Genomic DNA, 23,271 nt, shown 5'->3' on the forward strand with positions numbered 1-23,271 from the left:
GCGCTACGCGCGTTGATCCTAGGCTGCGCGATTGGCCGCCTTGGCGCACTCTTTACACAACGCGCGCACAGGCAGCCGGCCGCCCGTACGGGGCCGGCTGTGCGCACGCGGCCGCCGCGCGCACTACACAGAGGGGGGCACATGCCGCCGATCCACCGGCACAGACGTCTTCACCGCACCCTGGGGGCGGCCGCGAGCCTGGCCACCGTCGCAGCCCTGGTGGCGGCGCTGCCGGCCAGCGCCCACGGCAACCCGTCCGGTCACGGGCAACCGGGCCGCTACCAGGACATCCAGCTGCTGTCCTTCAACGACCTGCACGGCAATCTCGAGCCGCCGGCCGGATCCTCGGGACGGGTGACCGAGCAGGAGGAGGACGGCACCACCAAGAGCATCGACGCGGGCGGTGTCGAGTACCTCGCCACGCATCTGCGCCAGGCCCGCGAGGGAAACCGTTACTCGATCACGGCCGCCGCCGGTGACATGGTCGGCGCCTCGCCGCTGATCTCCGGACTGTTCCACGACGAGCCGACCATCGACGCGCTCAACAAGCTGGACCTGGACGTCACCAGCGTGGGCAACCACGAGTTCGACGAGGGCGCCAAGGAACTGGGCCGGCTCCAGAACGGCGGCTGCCACCCGACGGACGGCTGCTACGACGCGCAGAAGAAGTTCCGCGGGGCGGACTTCCCCTACCTCGCCGCGAACGTGACGGACGAGAAGTCCGGCAAGCCGATCCTCGCACCGTACTGGGTGTGGAAGAAGAACGGCATCAAGGTCGGCTTCATCGGCGTGACGCTCGAGGGCACTCCGGACATCGTCTCCGCCGAGGGTGTCAAGGGCCTGAAGTTCGGCGACGAGGTGGAGACGATCAACAAGTACGCCAAGGTGCTCCAGCGCCAGGGCGTCCAGTCGATCGTCGCCCTCGTCCACGAGGGCGGGGCTCCCGCGTCCGGCTCCTACAACTACGACTGCGACAGCCCCGGTGCCGGCGACGGCATCTCCGGTCCGATCGTGGACATCGCCAAGCACGTCACCCCGGCCGTGGACGCCCTGGTCACCGGGCACACCCACCAGGCGTACGTGTGCACGATCGACGACCCGGCGGGCCGCCCGCGCATGGTCACCTCGGCCTCCTCGTTCGGCCGGCTGTACACGGACACCACGCTGACGTACGACCGCCGGACCGGGGACATCGCCCGGACCGCCGTGACCTCCGCCAACCACGTGGTGACCCGGGACGTCGCCAAGGCCCCCGACATGACGGACCTCATCACGAAGTGGAAGACGCTCGCCGCGCCCATCTCCTCCCGTCCCATCGGCTACATCGCGGGTGAGATCGGCAACAGCGGTACCGAGTCCCCGATGGGCGACCTGATCGCGGATGCGCAGCTGGCGTACGCCAAGTCCCTCGACCCGGAAGCCGATCTCGCCCTGATGAACCCCGGCGGCATCCGCGCGTCGCTCACCTACGCCTCCAGCGGCGGCGAGGGCGACGGTGTCGTGACGTACGGCGAGGCGTACACGGTCCAGCCGTTCTCCAACACGGTGAACCTGGTCGACCTGACCGGCGCCCAGGTGATCACCGCGCTGCAGCAGCAGGTCAGCGGCGCCAACGAGGCCTCGCCGAAGATCCTTCAGGTGTCGAACGGCCTGACCTACACCCTCGACCTGACGAAGTCGGGCGCCGCGCGTGTGGTCGTGGACTCCGTCAGGCTGGGCGGCACGGCGATCGACCCTGCGTCCACCTACCGCGTCGCGATGAACTCCTTCCTCGCGGGCGGCGGTGACGGCTTCGCGGAGCTCGGCAAGGGCGCGAACGTGCTTGTCGGCGGGGACGACCTGGCCGCGTTCGAGGGATACCTCACGGCCAACTCCTCGGCCTCGGCGCCGTATCCGGTGCCGGCGGCCCAGCGGATCACCCTCGTGCGGTGACCGGGACGCAATGATCGAAGGCCCGTCACCGTCCCTCGACGGGGGCGGGCCTTTCCGGTCCGGACGGCCGCGTGCGCATCACGCGAGTTCGTGTCTGCCGGTCTGCAACTGCGGCGTCGCCGTGCCCGGCAGCCGTACCGTCGCCACCGTGCCACCGCCCTCCGCCGGTGTCAGGGACACCTCGCCGCCCACCTGCTGGACCGTACGGGCCACGATCGACAGGCCGAGGCCCGAGCCGGGCAGCGCCCGGGCGCTCGGGGAACGCCAGAAGCGGTCGAACACGTGCGGGAGTTCCTCCGCGGCGATGCCGGGTCCGTGGTCGCGGACCGTCAGCACACCGTCCGCCAGCACGACCTCGATCGTGCCGCCCTCGGGGCTGAACTTCACCGCGTTGTCCAGGACGTTCACCATGGCACGCTCCAGCGTGGACGGCTCCGCCCGTACGTACCACGGCTGGAGGTTCGCCATGATCGTCAGCTCCGGGCCGCGCAGCCGCGCCCGTTCCAGCGCGGTCTCGACGATGTCCTGCCACTCCACGGTCTGCGTCCTGCCCGTGTGCTGGCCCTGCTCCGGCCGCGACAGTTCCTGCAGATCGCCGATGAGCGAGGCCAGTTCGGTCATCTGCGCCTTCACCGAGGCGAGCAGCGCCTTGCGGTCCTCCGGCGGGATCGGGCGGCCCGTCTCCTCACTGCGGGTGAGGAGTTCGATGTTGGTGCGCAGCGACGTGAGCGGCGTCCGCAGTTCATGTCCGGCGTCCGCGATCAGCTGCTGCTGCAGTTCGCGGGAGTTGGCCAGGGCCGAGGTCATCGAGTTGAAGGAGCGGGAGAGCCGGGCGATCTCGTCCTCACCGTGCGCGTCCACGGGGATGCGGATGGTCAGATCCTCGGTACGGGCGACGTGCTCGACCGCCTCGGTCAGCTTGTCGACGGGACGCAGGCCCGCGCGTGCCACGGCCAGCCCGACCGCCCCGGCGCCCACCACTCCCACGCCGGAGACGAGGAGCAGCAGCAGGGCCAGGTCGTTGAGGGTGTTCTGGGTGCTCTTGAGCGGCACGGCGATGAGGAGAGCGGTGTCCGGGAACAGCCGGGGCTGGCTGCCGATGCCACCCGTGCTGACCACCAGGGGCAGGGTCAGCACCCGTACGTCGGTGCCTTCCGTGTCCGTGCCGTTGCGAAGGATCCCCTTGTTGCTGCTGGCGTTCTCGATCACGTCCTTGTCGGCGTCGGTGACCTTGACCATGCCGGCGGAGTGGGAGGAGAGGCAGGGTGTCCCGTCGGCCTTGACCAGCTGGACGTAGAGGTTGTCGCGGACCCGGAAGTCGTCGCTGTCCGTCCCCGGGCTCTGCGGACAGGAGGCCAGTGTGCCCAGTACGTCGGCGTACCCCTGCGGTTTGGCCGCCGACTTCTGCAGGTCGTTGTCCACCTGCTCGTACAGCTTGCCCTGCACGACGAACCAGCAGCTCACCGATACCGCCGCCACCCCGAACGCCACGGCCGCCGCCACCAGCAGGGCCAGCCGGGAACGGAGCGGAAGGGACCGGAACCGCTTGATCACTCGGCGCCGCCCTGCCGCAGGACGTAGCCCACACCGCGGACGGTGTGCACGAGTCGCGGTTCACCGCCTGCCTCCGTCTTGCGGCGCAGGTACATCACGTAGACGTCGAGGGAGTTCGACGACGGCTCGAAGTCGAAGCCCCACACCGCTTTCAGGATCTGCTCACGGGTCAGCACCTGGCGCGGATGGGCCATGAACATCTCCAGGAGCGTGAACTCCGTCCGGGTCAGCTCCACAGGCCGCCCGCCCCGGGTGACCTCACGTGTCGCGAGGTCCATGCGGAGGTCGGCGAACGTCAGCGCCTCGTCCTCCTGAGCGCCGACCGCCACGGCGGCGTAGGAGCTGCGCCGCAGCAGGGCGCGGATGCGGGCGAACAGCTCGTCCAGCTCGAACGGCTTGACCAGGTAGTCGTCGGCCCCTGCGTCGAGGCCGGTGACGCGGTCGCCGACCGTGTCGCGGGCCGTGAGCATCAGGATGGGTGTGGTGGTGCCCGCGCCGCGCATCCTGCGGGCGGCGGTGAGACCGTCCATGCGCGGCATCTGGATGTCCAGGACGACCAGGTCCGGCTGGTACGCGGTCGCCTTGTCCAGCGCGTCCGCGCCGTCCACGGCGACCTCGGTCTCGTAGCCCTCGAAGGCGAGGCTGCGCTGGAGTGCTTCGCGCACCGCGGGCTCGTCGTCGACGATCAGGATGCGCTGGGGTTCACGGTCGCCTTCGGCGGGACTCATCGGGGTGCGGTGTCCTCAAGGTGCGGTGGGCGGGGCTGGACGCATTCAGCCTCGCACGTTTCCCGGCTGGGACGGAAAGGGCGGCTCGGGCTTTTTCGCCGGGTATCGCCGAGCCGTACGGCACACGGCTCAGCCGAGCACCGCGGTCAGCCGGTTGAGCGGCACCTTGCGGCGGTGGGGGCGTGCGGCGCTGGTGCGCAGGCCCATGAGCTGCGGGACCGCCACTTCCGGGAGGCGGAACTCGCGTGCGGGCGCCTCGTGGGGCTTCGGCACCCGCCTGATCGACGGTGCGTGCAGTTCGTGGGCCACGGCGAGGGCGAGGGAGATGCCGGCGGGGGCGATGGGGGCAGTGGCCTCGTGCAGAACCTTCTTGATCATGTCGTGCTCCTTACCGATCGCGGTGGCGGGAGGTCCGCTCAGCTCTGAGAGCCTGAGCGCAGCTTCGCCAGGTCGGACTTGACGGTGTTGATCGGGATGGCGAAGCCCAGGCCGACACTGCCGGCGTTCGACGAGGTCGAGTCCGAAGCGTCCGAGTACATCGCCGAGTTGATGCCGATGACGTTGCCGTTCATGTCGATCAGGGCGCCGCCGGAGTTGCCCGGGTTCAGGGACGCGTCCGTCTGGATCGCCTTGTACGTGGTGGTGGACGAGCCCGTGTCGCCGTTGAAGTGCCGGCCGCCGAACTCGAAGGGCCACTGGTCGTTGCCCTGGCCCTGCCCTTGCCCTTGGTTCTCCTCGGTCGAGACGGTCACGTCGCGGTCGAGGGCGGAGACGATGCCGCTGGTGACCGTGCCGGTCAGGCCCTCGGGGGAGCCGATCGCCACGACCTGGTCGCCGACCCGGATGCCGTCGGAGTTGCCGAGCGTGGCGGTCTTCAGACCGGAGGCGCCCTCCAGTGCGAGCAGAGCCAGGTCCTTCTTGCTGTCGGTGCCGACGATCCGCGCCGTGTACGACTTGCCGCTGCTCGTCGTCACCTTGATCGAGGTGGCGCCCGAGACCACGTGGTTGTTGGTGATGATCTCGCCGTTGCCGGTGATGACCACGCCGGAGCCGGTCGACTCGCCGGCGTTCGAGGCGGCGTTGATCTCCACGATGCTCGGGCTGACCGCGGCGGCCACACCGGACACCGTGCCCCTCTTGCTCGAGGGCACCACGGCGGTGCTGGTGGAGCTGGAGGAGACCGTGTTCTTGCCGGTCAGCTCCTGGATGCCGTAGGCCGTGCCGCCGCCTATGGCCGCGGCGACGATCGCCACGGCGGCGAGGAGGGCGAGCGGACCCGTGGAGCGCTTCTTCGGCGTCCCGGGCTCGGCGGGGACCGCCGCCGGGGGAGCCGTGCCACCGCCGTCGCCCGTGCCGCCGTGCCCCGCCGCGGCCGTGGTGGCCGGGTACGCGGGCTGCTGTCCGGGCCAGACCGTGGTCCCCGGCTCGACGGCCACCGGATGGGCCGGACGGTACGCCGGCGGGGGCGGCCACTCGGGGTTTACGGGGGAGGAGGCGTGCTGCCCCGGGTGTGCGAACTGGTGCCCGTCACCCTCGGGGTGCTCGTACTCGCCGCTGCGGCGGAAGCTCTCGGTCATGTAATAGAGGTTGTCCCGGGATCATGAGAGCCAGCTGAGTCGTCCCTGAGAAGCCCGACAGAACCTCGTATGCCCGATATAAAGACGCCTCGGAGGGCCTTCCGGGGCGGAATCCGCGGGTCCGGGGTCCGCCCCCGGCCTCCGTCGACCAAGGAAACGCGGGATGTCCGGCGGGTGAGCGTGCGTGGAGCGTCAGGCGAACATCTGTCTGAGACCTGTGTGGGACGTGTGCGCAGGGGCCGCTGAGGCCTAAGATCACGGCGACCGGAGGGGGGCTCCGCGGTTTCGCCCGACTGTGCCGCGCTGTTTTGTGCGCGCTGCGTCGGGCTGGTGTGTCGTACGCCCTTCTCGGGCCCTTCCTACGACGTCACCCCAGGAGTCCTGAGTGATACGTGCCCCGCGCGGCCGTTGGAGACGCACTGCGACGACGCTCTCGGCGACCGCCCTCGCGCTGGCCCTGAGCGGCGCAGGCGCCCTGGCGGCCCAGCCGGCCGCCGCCGCGGGCGGACTGCCGAAACCCGGAGTCCTCCAGCAGCGGACCGCCGCCCCGAAGCCCACCGCCTCCAACAAGGAACTGCGCGACCGACTGCTCGACGCCGCCAGGAGGCAGGCGGTCGAGAACAAGGAACAGAAGCGGGAGGCGGCCACCGAGGCGCCTGCCGCCGCCACCGGGTCGGGCAAGGTGTCCCCGTTCATCATCGGCGGCACCCAGACGACGATCGCCTCCGCGCCCTGGATGGTCCAGCTCGGCTACTACGACCCCGCCACCGACAAGGGCTATTTCTGCGGCGGCACCCTGGTCGCCCCCAACAAGGTCCTCACCGCCGCGCACTGTGTCGCGGGTCTGAACTGGGCGAAGAACGGCACGGTGCTGGCCGGTGCCACCGCGCTCGACGACTACAGCGGCGGAACCGTCGCCGGTGTCCTGCGTCAGTGGAGCCACCAGCACTACAACCCCGACACCATCCAGAACGACATCGCCGTCCTCACCCTCGACCGCCCGCTTGAGCAGCCCTGGCTGCGCCTCGCGGCCTCGAACGACAGCACCCTGTACCGGGCGGGCACCAATGCCACCGTGTACGGCTGGGGTCTGACCGCCGGCGGCGGTTCGGAGCTGTCCGCCACCCTGCGCAAGGCCACCCTTCCGCTGGTCGCCGACTCCACCTGCAACACCGCCATGCGGTCGGTCCTCGGCGGGGACTACTTCCGCGAGGGCTCGATGATCTGCGCGGGCACTCCGGCCACGGGCTCCGACGAGGGCACCAAGAGCACCTGCAACGGCGACTCCGGTGGCCCGCTGGTGGTCAGCGGCAAGATCGTCGGCATTGTGTCGTGGGGCGTGGAGGGCTGCACGGCCAAGGGCGCCTACCCGGTCTTCACCAAGGTCTCCACCTATACCGTGGGGGCCCAGCCGCGCATCGACGACGCCGACCTGTCGTACGACGGCCGCGCCGACCTGCTGCTGCGCACGCCCTCGGGCGGCCTCTTCCAGCAGAACAGCAAGGGCACCACGCTGGGGCGGCCCGGCTACCAGAGCGCCGGCTGGCAGGACATGAGCTGGGCCCTGCAGGCCGATCTGGACCGGGACTACTTCCAGGACCTGATCATCCGGGACAAGCACGACGGCAAGCTGTACCGCAGCTACTTCAACCACTCCACCCAGGACTTCGCCTGGATGCAGATCAGCACGGTGTGGGGCGGCTACAAGTCGTACGCCATCCCGGGCGACATGACGGGTGACGCCCGCCCCGACCTGGTGGCGGTGGACGCGGACGGCTCCGTGTACCTGTACCCGGGCAAGGGCAACGGTCAGTTCTACGGCAAGGTCAAGGTCGTCAACAAGGCCTGGAAGGGCGTGAAGATCTTCGGCCACGGCGACCTGTCCGGCGACGGCAAGGCGGATCTGCTGGTCCGCTCCGGCGACGGCACCCTGTGGCTCTACCGGGGCACCCAGCAGGAGCACACCCCGTGGTCCACGCGGATCAAGGCGCGTACGGGCTGGAAGTTCACCTCGTACGTGGCGAACGGCGATGTGACGGGCGACGGCATCGCCGATGTCATGGCCCGCGACTCCGGCGGCACGCTCTGGCTCTACCGCGGCACGAACAAGGCCACCACCGGCCTCTTCGGCGCCCGGATCAAGCTGGGCACCGGCTACAACAAGTACAACCTGCTGTTCTGATCAGCCGAGCGCACCGACGGCCCGCCGGTTCACCGGCGGGCCGTTTGCGTGCGGGGTGTCCGGTGGCAGGGGGCTTCCGGTGGCGGTGGCGCCGCATGACTGCGCGGGTTTGCCCGGGCAGGGCGCGCCGCTCGGCGCCCGCGGGTCGCTGCACGGCGCCTGCGGGGCGACGGCCGGGACCGGACTCCGGCCGGCTCAGCCCGTGCAGCCGCAGGAGCGCCGTACGACCAGCCTGGACGGGAACAGCTTCAGCCGCTCCCGGCGCGATCCCGCGACCCGCAGACCGTCGTCCAGCACCAGGTCGACGGCGGCCCGGGCCATCCCCGAGCGGTCCGAGGCCACGGTCGTCAGCGGGGGATCGGTCAGCGCCGCCTCCTTGACGTCGTCGAAGCCCGCCACCGCGAGCTCCCCCGGCACGTCGATGCGCAGCTCGCGTGCCGCGCGCAGCATGCCGATCGCCTGGTCGTCGGTGGAGCAGAAGATGGCCGGCGGACGGTCGGGGCCGGACAGCAGCTCCAGTCCCACCTGGTAGGCGTCGTAGCGGTTGTACGGCGCCTCGAAGAGCCGGCCCTCCGTGGGGATCCCGGCCTCCTGCATCGCCCGGCGCCAGCCCTCGACGTGGTCGGAGACCGGGTCGCCGACCGCCGGGGTCTCCGCGGTGCCGCCCACACAGGCGACGTACTCGTATCCGTGCTCCAGGAGGTGACGCACGGCGAGCTGGGCACCGCCGAGGTCGTCCGTGACGACCGCGACGTCGTCGATCGCCTCGGGCCGCTCGTGCAGCAGCACCACCCGGGCGTCCCATGCGTCGATCTCGGCGGCGGCGTGGTCGTTGAGCGCGTGGCTGACCAGGATCAGACCCGAGACGCGCATACCGAGGAAGGCCCGCAGATAGTGGACCTCGCGCTCGGCCACATAGTCGGTGTTGCCGACGAGGACCATCTTTCCGCGCTCGGCGGCGGCCTGCTCGACCGCGTGCGTCATCTCCCCGAAGAAGGGCTGACGCGCGTCGGGCACGATCATGCCTATGAGGTCCGTGCGCCGGGAGGCCATGGCCTGGGCGACCCGGTCGGGCCGGTACCCCAGCTCCTTGATGGCGGCGAGCACGCGCTCGCGCGTGGCCGGGGCGACCGGCCGGGGTCCGTTGTTGATGACATAGCTGACGACGGCGGTGGAAGTACCCGCCAGCCGCGCCACATCGTCCCGAGTCACCTTGGCCACGCGCGGAGTCTACGCGGATGGACCCGCCCTGGGCAGGGCATACGCCTTTCTATGCCTCAGCCGTGACCTCGGTCGAGGACAGGGCGGCCATCTCGCCCGCATCCTCCGGCTTTGCCCGGGCGGCCTTCGCGCTCGTCCCCCCACCGTTCTCGGCCTCGCCCTGACGGGAGGCGCCGCCGGAGGCGCGGTCCGCCTTCTCCGGGGTGACGAAGCGATAGCCGACGTTGCGGACGGTGCCGATCAGCGACTCGTGCTCGGGTCCGAGCTTGGCGCGCAGCCGCCGTACGTGCACGTCGACCGTGCGCGTACCGCCGAAGTAGTCGTAGCCCCAGACCTCCTGGAGCAGCTGGGCGCGGGTGAAGACGCGGCCCGGGTGCTGGGCGAGGTACTTCAGGAGCTCGAACTCCTTGAAGGTGAGGTCGAGGACGCGGCCCTTGAGCTTGGCGCTGTAGGTCGCCTCGTCCACGGACAGGTCGCCGTTGCGGATCTCCATCGGGGAGTCGTCGTTGACGATCTGCTGGCGGCCCATGGCCAGGCGGAGGCGGGCCTCCACCTCGGCGGGTCCCGCGGAGTCCAGCAGGACGTCGTCGATGCCCCAGTCGGCGGTCACCGCCGCGAGGCCGCCCTCGGTGACCACGAGGACGAGGGGACAGCCGGGCCCGGTGGACCGCAGCAGCTGGCACAGGCTGCGCACCTGCGGAAGGTCGCGCCGGCCGTCGATCAGGATGACGTCGGCGCCCGGGGTGTCGACGAGAGCGGGGCCTTCCGCCGGTGCCACTCGCACGTTGTGCAGGAGCAGGCCGAGAGCGGGAAGCACCTCCGTCGACGGCTGAAGGGCATTGGTCAGGAGCAGCAGAGAACTCATCGCACCCCACCCGCCCCGGTCGTCATACGTTCGTGCACGGTTCGCTCGCCCATAGCGTCTGGTTCCTCCTCGGTCCCTGCGAGTGGGGGTACCTCCCACGCCCTCCGGGCGGTGGGGGAGCCTTCGGCACAGCTTCGTACGGTGCGGATCCCGCGCCGGGGACCCGCCTTCACGTTCGGCGGCCCGTACACCTGCGGTTTCCCGCTTCGTATACAACGCTTCCGAAAGCACAAAAGGACCCGGGGGCTACGCTGCCCGAGTCCTCTCCCCAGCAGAATAGCCCACATGAGCTCTGGTCCGGCAGGTCATACGGCACGATCCATGCTTCGTCCGAACTCTGAGACGGCCCGACGGGGCCCGCTGCGGACGCTGCTGCACACGGTCGACGGGGTCCGGATCGACGCCGCATACGATCCCGGCGCCGCCGCGACGGACATCGGGCATGCACCTTCCGGTCATCTCGAGGATCTTGCGATCGTGGTCGCCCACGGCTTCACGGGCGACCTGGAACGGCCCCATGTACGCCGGGTGGCCGACGTCCTCGCCCGACACGGCGCGGTGGTCACGTTCTCCTTCCGGGGCCACGGTGCGTCGGGGGGACGCTCGACGGTCGGCGACCGCGAGGTGTACGACCTGGCGGCCGCGGTGGAGTGGGCGCGTGCCCTCGGGCACACACGGGTGGTGACCGTCGGATTCTCCATGGGCGGGTCCGTGGTGCTGCGGCACGCGGCGCTGCACCTCGGGGACGCCGGTACGGACGCCGTGGTGGCGGTCAGCGCCCCCGCCCGCTGGTACTACCGGGGCACGGCCCCCATGCGCCGGCTGCACTGGCTGGTGACCCGGCCGGAGGGGCGTCTGCTGGGCCGCTACGGTCTGCGCACCCGTATCCACCACCGCGACTGGGACCCGGTCCCCACCTCGCCGGTGGAGTCCGTCCCCCTGATCGCACCGACCCCGCTGCTGATCGTGCACGGCGACCAGGACGGCTATTTCCCCGTCGACCACCCCCGGATGCTGGCCGACGCGGCACCGGGGCACGCCGAACTGTGGCTGGAGCCCGGCATGGGCCACGCCGAGCACGCCAGCGACGACGAACTCGTGGCGCGGATCGGGGCGTGGGCGGTCTCCCACGCGGGCTAGCCTGACGGTGTTCACCAAGACCGAGTTGAGGAAGCAGATGGCACAGGGCACAGTGCGCTACTGGGCCGCCGCAAAGGCCGCGGCCGGGACCGCCGAGGAACCGTACGACGCCACCACGCTCGCGGAGGCGCTCGACGCGGCCCGCGGCCGGCACCCGGGCGAACTCGTCCGCGTCCTGCGGCGATGCTCCTTCCTTGTCGACGGTGACCCCGTCGGGACCCGTGAGCACGAGACGGTACGGCTGGCCGAGGGCGGCACGGTCGAGGTGCTCCCACCGTTCGCAGGAGGATGAGCACAGCGATGAGCAACCAGCCGTACGAGGGCTACGACCCGGGCTTCGACCCCCATCAGCAGCACTCCTATCCGCAGCAGCCGCAACAGCAGGAGTGGTACGACCCGAGCGCCGGGTATCCGCAGCAGCCCTCGGCCTACCCGCAGCACTGGGACGGACAGGCGTACGGCCCCGCCCAGCCGCTGCCGCCGGAGTCCCAGGCGTACGACCCCCACGGTTACGCCGCGCACGGCGTGGGCGGCCGCGCCCATCCCACCGGCCCCGGCGGGCCGGCGGCCCGCGGCGGTGGCGGCACGCAGACCACGACCGCGCCCGCGGCACCCCCCGTCGACATCTCCCGACTCCCCGCGAATCAGCGGGCCCGGCTCGAAGGGCGTTCGCCCATCATCGAGCCGGGGCTCCAGCCCGCCGCGCTCACCGCGCTGCTCGGGGCGCTGCTCGCCGGTGGCGCGGCCCTCGGACCGTACGCCCTGGTGGTGCCGCTGGTGATCCTCCAGGCTGTGACGGCCGCGGGATGGTTCCGGCTGAACGGCATGTGGCCCGCCCGGCAGGGCATCGCGCTGGCGTTCCTGGGCGCCGTCGCCGCGGACGTCGCGGTGCTCGTGGCCGGCCGCGAACACGCGCCCGCCGCGATCCTCGGCGCCCTCGGCGTCTGGGTCCTGCTCTCCCTCGTCCTGCAGCTGCGGTCGCACGCCGACCCGGACACCCGGATGCACGGCCTGATGGCGACCGTCGCCTCGGCCTCGCTGTCGATCATCGCTGCGGGGCACCTCGCGGCCGAGGCGGACGCCGTCACCGTCGGAGCCGTCGCCGTCGCCGTGGCGGTCCTTGCGCGGGCGCTGCCGCTGCCGACCGCGGCCTCGGTCGTCGTGGCCCTGCTGGCGGCGACCGGTGCGGGCATCGCCATGGGGAACGCCACCGGCGCCGGCACGTCGGGCGCCTTCCTCGGTCTGGGTGCGGGCGTCTGCGCGCTGGTCGGCAACCGGGTCGCCTCCTACGACTACCCCTCCCGCTTCGTCCACTTCACGGCGGGCGTGGCCCTGCCGCTGACCGCGGCGGCGCCGGTGATCTATCTGCTCGGGCGTGCCATCGGCTAGCCAGTGTCACAGGTGATCGACAATTCGGAGGACCTCCGTCCGCACGGGGTTACAGTCGCGCTCGACGGTCACCCGGTCCGTCATCGACCGCCTAGGTGGGGGAAACACCGAGCATGCGCGCACTGCGGAGACTGCTGATCGTCGTCCTGGTCCTGGGCGTCCTCTTCGTCGTGGTGGACCGTGTCGCGGTCCACTTCGCGGAGAGCGAGGCGGCCGACAAGCTGAAGACCTCCGAGGGGCTGACCGACACCCCGGACGTGTCCATCAAGGGCTTCCCCTTCCTCACCCAGGTGGCCGGCGGGGAGCTGGACGACATCGAGGTCGGGATCAGGAACTACGAGGCCCCCAGCGGGGACGGCGGCGAGAAGATCCGCATAGACGACCTGAACGCCGACATGAAGGGCGTGAGGTTCACCGGCGACTACAGCTCCGCGACCGCGGCCACCGCCACCGGAACGGCGCTCATCTCCTACGAGGAACTGCTCAGGACCGCCAAGGCCGAGCCCACCCAGGTGGCGCCCGGTGTCACCGCCCGGGTCGTCGGCCTCTCGGACGGCGGCAACGGCAAGATCAAGGTCGCGGTCGAGGCGACGGTCCTCGGCAAGACCCTGCCGGACCCGGTCACCGTGCTCAGCTCGGTGACGGTGCAGGGCAAGACCGTGAAGGTGCACGCCGACACGCTGCCGAGGTTCGGGGGCGTCCGGCCGGCCGAGGGCCGGGTGCGGGCCGTCACCGACTTCCAGCAGGCCGTCGACCAACTGCCCGGCGGCATCCGGATCGACTCGGTGCGCGCGGCCCAGAAGGGCGTGGAGATCACGGTGAAGGGTTCGGACGTCAGGCTGGCCGGGTAGGACGAGTCCTGAGCACCGGGCGTCCGAAAGACGAGACGTCCGGTCCGTACCGCAGCTGTGACAGGGCCCCCGGAGCGCCGGGGGCCCTGCACCGGCGGGCTCGACGCCCCATGTTTCTCAAAATGTGGACGATCGTATCTCACCATTCGACACCCCGGTGACATGCCCGGCGGTCCGTCCCTACGATCGACCCCATGCAGCGACAGGCGGATCTCACGAAGCGGCGGGCAGTAGACCTGTGCCGCGTCGCCGCCATGCTCTGTCGCACTTCCTGAGCGGGAGCCCCGACTCCCGTATCGCCGGCCCTGATCCTGACGCAGGGCCACCCGTGCGCCGTGTACGCCGGCCTGAAGCCGCACACCCGCACCCCACCCCGACTCGCAGACCCCGCCGCAACTGCCCCGGAGGAGATAGAGCATGAGCCGCAGCGACGTCCTGGTAGACGCCGACTGGCTGCAGGAGCACCTGGACGACTCGACGATCGCCATCGTCGAGGTCGACGAGGACACCTCCGCCTACGACAAGAACCACATCAAGAACGCCATCCGGATCGACTGGACCAAGGACCTCCAGGACCCGGTCCGCCGTGACTTCATCGACCAGGCCGGCTTCGAGAAGCTCCTGTCGGAGAAGGGCATCGCCAACGACCACACGGTGGTCCTGTACGGCGGCAACAACAACTGGTTCGCCTCCTACGCCTACTGGTACTTCAAGCTGTACGGCCACGAGAACGTCAAGCTTCTCGACGGCGGCCGCAAGAAGTGGGAGCTGGACGCGCGCGAGCTGGTCGACGGCACGGAGGTCCCCGAGCGGGCCGCCACCGAGTACCGGGCGAAGGAGCAGAACACGGCCATCCGCGCCTTCCGCGACGACGTGGTCGACGCGATCGGCGTGCAGAACCTGGTCGACGTCCGTTCGCCCGACGAGTTCTCCGGCAAGCTGCTCGCCCCCGCGCACCTGCCCCAGGAGCAGTCGCAGCGTCCCGGCCACGTGCCGAGCGCCCGCAACATCCCCTGGTCGAAGAACGCCAACGACGACGGCACCTTCAAGTCGGACGACGAGCTCAAGGCGCTCTACGCCGAGGAGAGCGTCGACCTGGCCAAGGACACCATCGCGTACTGCCGCATCGGTGAGCGCTCCGCGCTGACCTGGTTCGTCCTGCACGAGCTGCTCGAGGTCCCGAACGTCAAGAACTACGACGGCTCCTGGACCGAGTACGGCTCCCTCGTCGGCGTCCCGATCGAGCTCGGCGCCGCCAAGTAACCCCGGATCCCCGGACCTACCCCTAAGGAAGAGCCATGTGTGGAGCGAAGGCCGGCGGTCCCGACGCCTCGACGATCAAGCCCGGTGAGACCACGATCCAGGGTCAGGTGACCCGCGACGGCGAGCCCGTGGTGGGCTACGTGCGCCTGCTCGACGCGACCGGCGAGTTCACCGCCGAGGTCCCGACCTCGGCGACCGGACAGTTCCGCTTCTACGCGGCCGAGGGGACCTGGACCGTCCGGGCCCTGGTGCCGGGCGCCACCGCGGACCGCACGGTCGTCGCGCAGACGGGCGGCCTCGCGGAGGTCGCGATCGCCGTCTGACGATCACTCCACGACGGTCCGAGGGGCCGTACGTGCACGGCTGAAGGGCCGCATCCCGGGGCAGGACACCTGTCTGCAGGGGTGCGGCCCTTCGGCGTGTCCGGGCATAGCCTGGAGATATGTACGCGCGACGGCGGCACGTCTACTTCGCCATGATGGGGACCTGCATCGGTCTGTTCGTCCTGGCCTGGGGGGTCGTGCGTATCTGGTCGGTCCCCGCGGCCGTCGGGATGTGCCTGCTCGCGATGGTGATCCCGCCGCTGGCGGCCATGGTGGCGAACCGGCGGGGTCCCGAGGACCGGTGGTGGGACGATCCGTCCGGGGACCCCAAGTCCGACGAGTGGTGGGACGAGCTGGACGGCAAGAAGCGGCACTGAGGTCTGCGCCCTCGCCGGGCACGCCTCAGTAGACGAGTGCCTGGGCGTCGTCCGCCAGCGCCTCCTGGACGAACACCTGTGCGCCGGCGATCCGGATGCCGTCGATGACGTCCTGTTGTGTGATGTCCCGGCGGGCCGCGCACTGGGTGCACAGGGTGATCCGCCCGGCCGCCATGATCGCCTCGATCAGATCGGGCAGCGGCGCCGCGTGCGGCAGCTCGAACTCCGCGGCCCGGCCCGGCAGCGCGAACCACGAGGACTCACCGGTCAGCCAGAACGAGACGTCGACTCCACTGGCAACGGCCACGGAAGCGACGGTGAACGCCTGGGAACAGCGCTCGGGGGCGTCCGCACCGGCCGTCACCTTGATCACGAGCTTCTTCGACATGCTCGAATCGTAGTCCGAATCGTGATCAACTCCCGTGCAACTCCGTTCAGTAGCCATGAGTCTCCTGTGTGCGCGGATACGGAATCCGTGCTTCTCGTTCTGTGGGGGACGTCTTGGAAGAACCGGAAAGACCCGAAGAGCGACCGGGAAGCTCCGCTGTGGCGCCGGAAACACCGGAAGCGCAGTTGCCCGAGGGTGCTGAGGGCGACACCGGAGAATCGGCACAGGCACCGGACAGGCCCGTCGACGGCGCACCCCGCCCCCGTCGACGTGGCCGGACCGCCGTGCTCGTCGTCGGTGCAGCCGTGCTGGGCGTCGTCGCCGGGACCTGCACGGGTTACGTCGTGCAGGCGAACCGCACGCCCACCCCCTTGCCGCCGTTGTCCCAGCCGGTGGTCAAGCAGGCCAAGGGAGAGGCGGAGCCGCTGTCGGCAGCGCAGGACCGCCGCGTGAAGACCGACGGCGATCTGCGCAAGCTGCTGGTCGCGCGGCCGGCCGGGGCCCGGAACGCCCCGTATCCGGTGGGCAACGACGGCTGGATGAACCTCGCCTCGTACGCGGAGACCTTCGAGAAGCCGGACCAGGCCTTCACCGACCAGGTCACGAGCGAGTTCCGGCGTGCGGCCGTCACCTCCTGGCGGACGAGCGACACGCACTACGTCGAGATCCACCTCGTCCAGTACCGGCAGGAGGAGGACATGGACGCCAGGGGTGAGGCGGAGAACGGCACGTACTGGGCCGAACGGCACTCCGGCTCGCACGGCTGGCCGATTCCCGGTACGGGCGACGGCATGGCCTACGTGGATTCGACACCCGACCGGGAGCCCGGATACCTCCCGCTGTACTCGGCCGAGGCACACGCCTGGCGCGGTGATATCGCCGTCGACATCTACGTCAACGACACCAGAGCGATCACCAAGAAAGAGATCATGAGCCTGGCCGAGCGGCAGATGGGACGACTGTGAGCGAGAACCCGCAGACTCCCGTACCCGCCGGACCGGTGGACGAGGCCGGACAGCCCGGGCTCGTGGCCCCGGCAGCGGAGCCGTTCGCGGCGCCGGTGGCGGCCGCACCCGAAACCGGGCGACCCGCCCGCCGCCGACGCGTCGGTGTGATCGGCGGAAGCGCCGTGCTGCTCCTCGCTGTGCTCGGCGGCGCCGGGTACACCGTGGTCACCGTTCAGAACGCCGACCGCGATCCGGGCGCGCCGGTCTGGAGCCTGCCGAAGGCCGAGGCGGAAAAGAAGGCCCAGGCCGAGGCCACCGGCCTCAACGGCATGCTGCTGCCCTTCGGCACCAGCGGTTACGGCCGCGGTCCGGACATGGGCAAGTTCGGCTCGGACGCCGAGCTGAGCGGCAGGGAGGCCACTGAACTGCGCAAGGAGTCGCTCCGCACCCTGCCCCGCTCCCAGCGGCTGCAGCTGGAGAAGGAGATCGACAAGCAGCACATCCAGGGCATGGCGATGCGCAGCTACCTCAATGCGGACAGCGCTACCGCCTCCACCTCGTACGGGAAGGACGCCTTCACAGTCGAGATCGCGCTGTCCCGGATGGAGAGCCGGCAGACGGTGCGTTCGATCGCGGCCTTTCAGCAGGAGTTCCTCGGTGCCATGAAGGTGTTCCGGGCGGGACCGACGATCGAGGGCCACAAGAACGCCCGCTGCTTCCTGCTGCCGACGAACCGCGACGAGAAGATCGACCTGATGGTCTGCTCCGCATACGAGGGCGACGTCCTGGTCAGCGCCACCGTGTCCGGGGCCAAGCCACTGGACAAGAAGGGCGCGGCGGACCTGCTCCGCGCACAGCTGGACCGCATCAAGGACCCCGGGGAGGCGGTATGACCGAGCAGCAGACCACGGATCACCCTGCGGTGCCGGAGAACTCGCCGAGTGCGGCGGGCACACCGCAGCCGGCCGCTCCCCCGGTGCCCGAGGGGACTTCGGCGGAGGCCGTCGTTCCCGGCGCGTTCGCCGTCGCCGGGCCGCCGCCCGCGAAGAAGGACCGCCGGGTGCTGCGGGCCACTCTGCGCTGGACCGCGGCCGTCGCCGTTTTCGCGGCGGTCGGCGCGTCCATGGCGTTCGGCATCACTGGCATGGACCGTACGGACGTGCCCGGCCTTGCCACCGAGTCGGACGGGCGCTGGGACTTCCCCGAGATCGTCCGGCCGCCGCTGCCGTCGGACCGCCCCCGTCCGTTCGCCGAGGCCAACGTGGCCGGCTCGCACTACGCCGACCTGCGCGCCCTGGTGCTGCCCGCCCCCGCGGCAGCCCGGGAGGACAAGGCGCTGCACGGGAAGGACGGCTGGCTGCCGACCGAGGACCTTCTTGCGGAGTACTCCGACACACAGGATCGCAAGGAGTTCGGCCAGCGGTTGTCCGATGACGGTCTGCGGCACATCGCAGCCCGGGGCTGGACCACGCAGGACGGCACGCACACGCGGATCTACCTGCTCCAGTTCGACTCGGGGGCCGTCGCGGACGAACTGCGGACCCAACTGGCCCCCTACAGCGAGCCGGAGTACCCGTTGCGTGGAACCGAGACCTCGGTCGCCGACGAGGATTTTCCGACCGCGACCCGGGTCGTGGGGATCGAGCGCTTCGTGTACACCGAGTCCAAGCCGTACGGGGCTGAGCAGGTGCGCCAGGCGTACCTGGCCGCCGGTGACGTGCTCGCGCTGGTCGTCCAGTCCCGGAAGGGCGGTGCGAACGCCGTGCCCTTCCAGCAGACGGTCGTCCTGCAGAGCGAGCTGCTGGACTGAGTCGACCTCGAAGAGAGGGCCGGGTTCCACCCGACTAGAGTGGGACCCGGCTCTGTGTACCCACCCTCGCTCACCAAGGAGCACCCGTGGAGATCTTCTTCGAAACCCTGCTGGTCCTGGTCTGCGTCGGCGTGCTCGCCTTCGCCGGACTGACCGTGAAGAAGCTGTACGAGGGCCAGCGCTGAGCCCCGCACCCATCACGTACGCGACCGTCACGACTCCCACGAGAAGCTGCTCATGATCGAGATCCCGTCCGACCTCCACAAGGACCTCGTGCCCCTGGTGTTCCTGCTCGGCGACTGGGCCGGCGCGGGCGTGCACGACTTCCCCGGTTCCGAGAAGTGCAACTTCGGCCAGGAGGTGTCCTTCACCCACGACGGGCGGGACTTCCTCGAGTACCACTCGCACAGCTGGGTGCTGGACAGCGAGGGGAACAAGGTCAGGCCGCTGGAGACCGAGGCCGGGTTCTGGCGGATCGACGCCGACCGCAAGGTCGAGGTCACCATGGTCCGCAACGACGGGGTCGTCGAGGTCTGGTACGGCGAGCTGGCCCAGAAGAAGCCGCAGATCGAGATGGCCACGGACGCCGTCGCCCGGACGGCCGCATCGGGTCCCTACAGCGGCGGCAAGCGCCTGTACGGATACGTCAACAGCGACCTGATGTGGGTGGGCGAGAAGCAGACCCCCGAGGTTCCGCTGCGCCCCTACATGTCGGCGCACCTGAAGAAGGTCGTCACCCCGGAGGACGTGGAGCGCTGGGCGAAGGCTCTCCCGGACGACCTTCCGGACGACGGGATCGCATTCTTCAAGTAGTCCTAGACTTTCCAGTGTGGTGAGCACCGACTGGAAGAGCGATCTGCGGCAGCGCGGCTACCGGCTGACCCCGCAGCGGCAACTTGTGCTCGAAGCCGTGGACGCCCTGGAGCACGCGACCCCCGACGACATCCTCTGCGAGGTGCGGAAGACGGCGTCGGGGGTCAACATCTCCACGGTCTACCGGACCCTGGAGCTTCTCGAGGAGCTGGGACTGGTCAGTCACGCCCACCTCGGGCACGGGGCGCCGACGTACCACCTCGCGGACCGGCACCATCACATCCATCTGGTGTGCCGTGACTGCACGAACGTCATCGAGGCCGATCTCGACGTGGCCGCCGAGTTCACCGCCAAGCTCCGCGACACGTTCGGCTTCGAAACGGACATGAAGCATTTCGCGATCTTCGGCCGCTGCCAGGATTGCTCGCTCAAGAGTTCAACTACCCCGTCGTAGGCTGGACCCATGAAGAGTCCCCTGCTGGCCCTGCCCGGTGCCGTTCCCGCCGAAGGCGTGGACGAAGGCGTCGCCGCCCACTACGGCGACCTGTTCCGTGAGCAGCGTGCCCTTGCCGACGGCTCCGGATTCGTGGACCTCTCGCACCGCGGCGTCGTCACCGTGAGCGGCGAGGACCGGCTGAGCTGGCTGCATCTGCTGCTCACCCAGCACGTCAGCGACCTGCCTCCGCATCAGGCCACCGAGGCGCTCGTCCTCTCCGCGCACGGCCATATCGAGCACGCGCTCTATCTGGTGGACGACGGTGAGACGGTCTGGGCCCATGTCGAGCCCGGCACCCAGGACGCGCTCGTCGCGTATCTGGAATCGATGAAGTTCTTCTACCGCGTCGAAGTCGCCGACCGGACGGAGGACATCGCGGTGGTGCATCTGCCGGCCGGCTCGATCGCCGAGCCGCCCGAAGGTGTCGTGGTCCGCGAGACGCCGTACGGCCGTGACCTCTTCCTCCCGCGTGCGGACCTCGAGCCCTACGCGCACAAGAGCGGCCCCGCGGCAGGACTCCTTGCCTACGAGGCGCTGCGGGTCGAGCACCACCGCCCCCGCGTCGGCTTCGAGACCGACCACCGCACCATCCCGCACGAGCTGGGCTGGATCGGCACGGCCGTGCACCTTCAGAAGGGCTGCTACCGCGGCCAGGAGACGGTCGCCCGGGTGGAGAACCTCGGCAAGCCGCCGCGCCGGCTGGTCTTCCTCCACCTGGACGGCAGCGAGGTGCACCTGCCGCCGCACGGCACCGAACTGCGTCTGGCGGACGAGGGTCCCGACGGCCGCAAGATCGGTGTCGTGACGACCTCGGTCCGCCACCACGAGCTGGGGCCGGTGGCCCTCGCCCTGGTCAAGCGGAACGTGCCGCTCGACGCCCGCCTGGTCGCCGACACGACGGCGGCGGCCCAGGAAGTGATCGTGGAGCCGTAGGGCTCAGATCTCCAGCAGCACGGTGAACGGGCCGTCGTTCGTCAGCGACACGCGCATCTGCGCACCGAACCGGCCCGTCGCCACCGTCGCGCCCAGCGAGCGCAGCCGGGCGACCACCTCGTCGACGAGGGGCTCGGCGACATCACCCGGGGCCGCCGCGTTCCAGGTGGGGCGGCGGCCCTTGCGGGCGTCGCCGTAGAGCGTGAACTGGCTGATCACCAGCAGGGGCGCGTCGACGTCTGAGCACGACCTCTCGTCCTGCAGCATGCGGATCGACCAGAGCTTGCGGGCCAGCTGGGCCGCCTTCTCCTTGGTGTCCTCGTGTGTGACCCCGACGAGCACGCACAGCCCCTCGCCGCTGATCTCGCCGACCGTCTCGCCGTCCACGACGACGCTCGCGCCGTCCACCCTCTGCACCACCGCACGCATGAGGACCATCATGCCGTGCCTCCCGACGGCCCCGGGGAGGGGCCGACAGCGCCGGCGCGACCGCCCGTCCGGGGCATTCCGCGCCCCCGTTTGTCCTCTCTTACGAGAGCATTCTTATCGGCCCGTAACCCTCCATCCGGGGCAGATCAGGGGCACTCGGTCACATTGCGGCCACTCCGGGTGGCACGATGCGTGTGTTGCGGCGCATCCGTGGGGGGTGCCGCGCCGGTCGAGGGGACGGTAAGGACATGAGCACAGTGGGTACCGGGCGACGACCCGGGGTTGCGGCGCCCGCCCGATCGGGGAGCGCCGGGGAGTGCCGGGCTCCCGTGCAGCGCACGGACAGCCCGCTGCCCGCGGACGGGTCCGGGCAGGACCTGTCCACGCTGCGGCTGACCGAACTGCGCGCACTGCGCCGTGGCGCCCAGCGGGACGAAGCCGATCTCAGCTATGTACGACGCCTGCTCCAGGGCCGTATCGACATCCTCCGGGCGGAACTGGCCCGGCGCGGCGGTCGGATGCCCGAGGAGGTGGTGACTCGGCTGCCGGAGATCCTCAGGGACGCACCCGCCCGCCATCGCTCCTCCGCCCGCCATGTGACGGTCGGCACACCGCAGAGCGAGGAGTTCCGGCGGCTTGCGGCGGAGATGCTCGCCGAGGTGGAGCTCTCCGACCTCCAGGCGCGTACGGACGACGAGTTGGGGGCGGGCATGAAGCGCCTCGTGCGGTACGAGCGGCAGGTCTCGCGGCGGCGGCAGCGGTTGCAGCGCACGGCGGACGATTGCAGCGCCGAGATCGCACGCAGGTACCGTGAGGGAGAAGCACAAGTAGACGACCTGCTCATGTGACGCGGAGGGCCCCGGCGAACCCGGGGCCCCTGGGTGTGCGCGGCGGCCCCGGTACCCCGGCGGCATCCGGGCCGAGGGGCGGGTCCCCGTCGCGAAGGCAAGCACCCATGTCGACTTCCGCCCAGACCGTCCTGCCCGCCGGATCCGACCACTCCGCCATACCCCCGATACTCGCCGAGGTGGTGCGGTCCGGGTTCGTCGAGGGCCGGCACCGGGGGAGCCTGGTGCTGCTCGGCGCCGACGGTTCCGTGGAGTTCGCGCTGGGGGACGTCTCGTCGCCGGTCTTCCCCCGCTCGTCCAACAAGCCCATGCAGGCGGCCGGTGTGCTGCGGGCGGGCCTGGACCTGGCCGGGGAGCGGCTGGCGATCGCCGCCGCGAGCCATTCGGGCGAGGCGTTCCATCTGGATCTGGTGCGCACCATGCTGAGCGAGCACGGCCTGAGCGCGGAGGACCTCCAGTGCCCGCCGGACCTGCCGCTGGACCCGGCCGAGGCGGAGGCGTATCTGGTGTCCGGTTCCGTACGCGAGCGGGTCGCGATGAACTGCTCGGGCAAGCACACGGCGATGCTGGCGGTGTGCGCGCTGCGGGGCTGGCCGCTCGACTCCTACCTCGACCCCGGCCATCCGCTGCAGCAGCTGATCCACTCGGTGGTGGAGGAGACGGCCGGGGAGCCGGTGGCGACGGTCGGCACGGACGGCTGCGGCGCCCCGCTCATGGCGATCAGCCTCACCGGGCTGGCCCGCGCATTCCGGTCCTTCGTGCTCGCGCAGCCGGGCACCGCGGAACGCCGCGTGGCCGACGCGATGCGGGCGCATCCCGAGTATGTGGCGGGCACGCGCCGCCCCGACACCTGGCTCATGCGGGAGATCCCCGGCGCCCTGTCGAAGATGGGCGCGGAGGCGGTCCAGGCGGTGGCACTCCCGGACGGCCGGGCCCTCGCGTTCAAGGTGGACGACGGCGCGACCCGGTCGCTCGGCCCGATACTGGCCCGCGCCCTGACCCTGATGGGTGTGCAGGCCCCGGTGGTGGACCGCATCGGCCGGGCGCCGCTGCTGGGCGGGGACCGTGAAGTGGGGGAGATACGCGCGGTGTTCTAGCCGCGCGCCCCCGGTGGCCGGAGGCGGGACGGAGCGCGGGCAGGATCGTCCCGGGGGCGCCCTCGTGGCAGCCGGGGCGCGGAAATCCGCGCGACACCCGATTCGCCG

The 23,271-nt window shown here is 70.6% G+C and carries 25 protein-coding genes; 17 read left to right on the plus strand and 8 right to left on the minus strand.

The window, feature by feature from the left end; all coding sequences use genetic code 11:
* Positions 1-141 precede the first annotated feature (141 nt).
* Positions 142-1,932, plus strand: a complete 1,791-nt coding sequence (locus RCR19_RS19775) for a bifunctional metallophosphatase/5'-nucleotidase (protein ID WP_331266342.1) — start codon at positions 142-144, stop codon at positions 1,930-1,932.
* A 78-nt stretch (positions 1,933-2,010) separates the two neighbouring features.
* Here RCR19_RS19775 and RCR19_RS19780 read toward each other — a convergent pair whose 3' ends face one another.
* From RCR19_RS19780 to RCR19_RS19795, 4 genes are all read right to left on the minus strand, one after another.
* A complete protein-coding gene (locus tag RCR19_RS19780; protein ID WP_331266343.1) occupies positions 2,011-3,486 on the minus strand; it encodes a HAMP domain-containing sensor histidine kinase in 1,476 nt (491 codons plus the stop codon).
* Positions 3,483-4,214 carry a response regulator transcription factor gene (locus RCR19_RS19785; protein ID WP_059126927.1) on the minus strand — a complete coding sequence of 244 codons (732 nt, stop codon included), beginning with the start codon at positions 4,212-4,214 and terminating at the stop codon, positions 3,483-3,485. The genes RCR19_RS19780 and RCR19_RS19785 overlap by 4 nt, the downstream gene beginning before the upstream one ends.
* Before the next feature lie 129 nt (positions 4,215-4,343).
* On the minus strand, positions 4,344-4,592 hold the full coding sequence (locus tag RCR19_RS19790) for a hypothetical protein (protein WP_059126928.1): 249 nt from the start codon (positions 4,590-4,592) through the stop codon (positions 4,344-4,346).
* Between the two features lie 38 nt (positions 4,593-4,630).
* On the minus strand, positions 4,631-5,791 hold the full coding sequence (locus RCR19_RS19795; RefSeq protein WP_331266344.1) for a trypsin-like peptidase domain-containing protein: 1,161 nt from the start codon (positions 5,789-5,791) through the stop codon (positions 4,631-4,633).
* A 385-nt stretch (positions 5,792-6,176) separates the two neighbouring features.
* On the opposite strand from RCR19_RS19795, the gene RCR19_RS19800 reads away from it, so the two are divergent.
* Positions 6,177-7,973 carry a trypsin-like serine protease gene (locus RCR19_RS19800; protein WP_331266345.1) on the plus strand — a complete coding sequence of 599 codons (1,797 nt, stop codon included), beginning with the start codon at positions 6,177-6,179 and terminating at the stop codon, positions 7,971-7,973.
* A 195-nt stretch (positions 7,974-8,168) separates the two neighbouring features.
* Here the strand turns inward: RCR19_RS19800 and RCR19_RS19805 are convergent, their stop codons facing one another.
* Together RCR19_RS19805 and RCR19_RS19810 are read right to left on the minus strand one after the other, a co-directional pair.
* Entirely contained in the window at positions 8,169-9,194 is a 1,026-nt protein-coding gene (locus RCR19_RS19805) for a LacI family DNA-binding transcriptional regulator (protein WP_331266346.1), read from the minus strand.
* 49 nt (positions 9,195-9,243) lie between these two features.
* Positions 9,244-10,059 carry a response regulator transcription factor gene (locus RCR19_RS19810; protein WP_331266347.1) on the minus strand — a complete coding sequence of 272 codons (816 nt, stop codon included), beginning with the start codon at positions 10,057-10,059 and terminating at the stop codon, positions 9,244-9,246.
* 285 nt (positions 10,060-10,344) lie between these two features.
* Here RCR19_RS19810 and RCR19_RS19815 point away from each other — a divergent pair, with 285 nt between their 5' ends.
* From RCR19_RS19815 to RCR19_RS19845, 7 genes are all read left to right on the plus strand, one after another.
* Positions 10,345-11,199 (plus strand): alpha/beta fold hydrolase, encoded by an 855-nt coding sequence (locus tag RCR19_RS19815; RefSeq protein WP_331266348.1) that lies wholly within the window; start codon positions 10,345-10,347, stop codon positions 11,197-11,199.
* A gap of 37 nt (positions 11,200-11,236) precedes the next feature.
* Positions 11,237-11,491, plus strand: coding sequence for a MoaD/ThiS family protein (locus tag RCR19_RS19820; RefSeq protein ID WP_059126934.1), 255 nt, complete (start codon positions 11,237-11,239; stop codon positions 11,489-11,491).
* Positions 11,492-11,499: 8 nt separating this feature from the next.
* Positions 11,500-12,588, plus strand: coding sequence for a hypothetical protein (locus tag RCR19_RS19825; protein WP_331266349.1), 1,089 nt, complete (start codon positions 11,500-11,502; stop codon positions 12,586-12,588).
* 113 nt (positions 12,589-12,701) lie between these two features.
* The gene (locus RCR19_RS19830; RefSeq protein ID WP_331266350.1) at positions 12,702-13,439 is read left to right on the plus strand and encodes a DUF2993 domain-containing protein; all 738 of its coding nucleotides are present in this window, start codon (positions 12,702-12,704) and stop codon (positions 13,437-13,439) included.
* A gap of 417 nt (positions 13,440-13,856) precedes the next feature.
* On the plus strand, positions 13,857-14,702 hold the full coding sequence (locus RCR19_RS19835) for a sulfurtransferase (RefSeq protein WP_331266351.1): 846 nt from the start codon (positions 13,857-13,859) through the stop codon (positions 14,700-14,702).
* A gap of 35 nt (positions 14,703-14,737) precedes the next feature.
* Positions 14,738-15,025: a DUF1416 domain-containing protein gene (locus RCR19_RS19840; protein ID WP_331266352.1), complete on the plus strand. Its 288-nt coding sequence runs from the start codon at positions 14,738-14,740 to the stop codon at positions 15,023-15,025.
* A 119-nt stretch (positions 15,026-15,144) separates the two neighbouring features.
* The gene (locus RCR19_RS19845; protein WP_059126939.1) at positions 15,145-15,402 is read left to right on the plus strand and encodes a DUF3099 domain-containing protein; all 258 of its coding nucleotides are present in this window, start codon (positions 15,145-15,147) and stop codon (positions 15,400-15,402) included.
* A gap of 25 nt (positions 15,403-15,427) precedes the next feature.
* On the opposite strand, the gene RCR19_RS19850 is transcribed toward RCR19_RS19845, so the two are convergent.
* The gene (locus RCR19_RS19850) at positions 15,428-15,790 is read right to left on the minus strand and encodes a DsrE family protein (protein WP_331266353.1); all 363 of its coding nucleotides are present in this window, start codon (positions 15,788-15,790) and stop codon (positions 15,428-15,430) included.
* 185 nt (positions 15,791-15,975) lie between these two features.
* Between RCR19_RS19850 and RCR19_RS19855 the strand changes: the two genes are divergently transcribed.
* The 6 genes from RCR19_RS19855 to RCR19_RS19880 all read left to right on the plus strand — a co-directional run bounded on the left by RCR19_RS19855 (position 15,976) and on the right by RCR19_RS19880 (position 20,789).
* Positions 15,976-16,755 (plus strand): hypothetical protein, encoded by a 780-nt coding sequence (locus tag RCR19_RS19855; RefSeq protein WP_331266354.1) that lies wholly within the window; start codon positions 15,976-15,978, stop codon positions 16,753-16,755.
* Positions 16,752-17,630 carry a hypothetical protein gene (locus RCR19_RS19860; protein WP_331266355.1) on the plus strand — a complete coding sequence of 293 codons (879 nt, stop codon included), beginning with the start codon at positions 16,752-16,754 and terminating at the stop codon, positions 17,628-17,630. The genes RCR19_RS19855 and RCR19_RS19860 overlap by 4 nt, the downstream gene beginning before the upstream one ends.
* On the plus strand, positions 17,627-18,547 hold the full coding sequence (locus RCR19_RS19865) for a hypothetical protein (RefSeq protein ID WP_331266356.1): 921 nt from the start codon (positions 17,627-17,629) through the stop codon (positions 18,545-18,547). Before RCR19_RS19860 ends, RCR19_RS19865 begins: the two co-directional genes overlap by 4 nt.
* A 237-nt stretch (positions 18,548-18,784) precedes the next feature.
* Complete coding sequence (locus RCR19_RS19870) at positions 18,785-19,360, plus strand: FABP family protein (RefSeq protein WP_059126942.1); 576 nt, start codon at positions 18,785-18,787, stop codon at positions 19,358-19,360.
* A gap of 16 nt (positions 19,361-19,376) precedes the next feature.
* Positions 19,377-19,814, plus strand: coding sequence for a transcriptional repressor (locus RCR19_RS19875; RefSeq protein ID WP_331266357.1), 438 nt, complete (start codon positions 19,377-19,379; stop codon positions 19,812-19,814).
* Between the two features lie 9 nt (positions 19,815-19,823).
* Positions 19,824-20,789, plus strand: a complete 966-nt coding sequence (locus RCR19_RS19880; RefSeq protein WP_220293573.1) for a folate-binding protein — start codon at positions 19,824-19,826, stop codon at positions 20,787-20,789.
* A gap of 3 nt (positions 20,790-20,792) precedes the next feature.
* On the opposite strand, the gene dtd is transcribed toward RCR19_RS19880, so the two are convergent.
* The gene (gene dtd / locus RCR19_RS19885; protein WP_331266358.1) at positions 20,793-21,218 is read right to left on the minus strand and encodes a D-aminoacyl-tRNA deacylase; all 426 of its coding nucleotides are present in this window, start codon (positions 21,216-21,218) and stop codon (positions 20,793-20,795) included.
* A gap of 248 nt (positions 21,219-21,466) precedes the next feature.
* Between dtd and RCR19_RS19890 the strand changes: the two genes are divergently transcribed.
* Both RCR19_RS19890 and RCR19_RS19895 read left to right on the plus strand, forming a co-directional pair.
* Positions 21,467-22,066 carry an AmfC protein gene (locus RCR19_RS19890; RefSeq protein ID WP_115975686.1) on the plus strand — a complete coding sequence of 200 codons (600 nt, stop codon included), beginning with the start codon at positions 21,467-21,469 and terminating at the stop codon, positions 22,064-22,066.
* Between the two features lie 107 nt (positions 22,067-22,173).
* Positions 22,174-23,163: an asparaginase gene (locus RCR19_RS19895; RefSeq protein ID WP_331266359.1), complete on the plus strand. Its 990-nt coding sequence runs from the start codon at positions 22,174-22,176 to the stop codon at positions 23,161-23,163.
* Positions 23,164-23,271: the final 108 nt, after the last annotated feature.

The sequence above is a fragment of the Streptomyces sp. WAC07094 genome (assembly GCF_036320405.1).
Classification (GTDB): Bacteria; Actinomycetota; Actinomycetes; order Streptomycetales; family Streptomycetaceae; genus Streptomyces; species Streptomyces lannensis.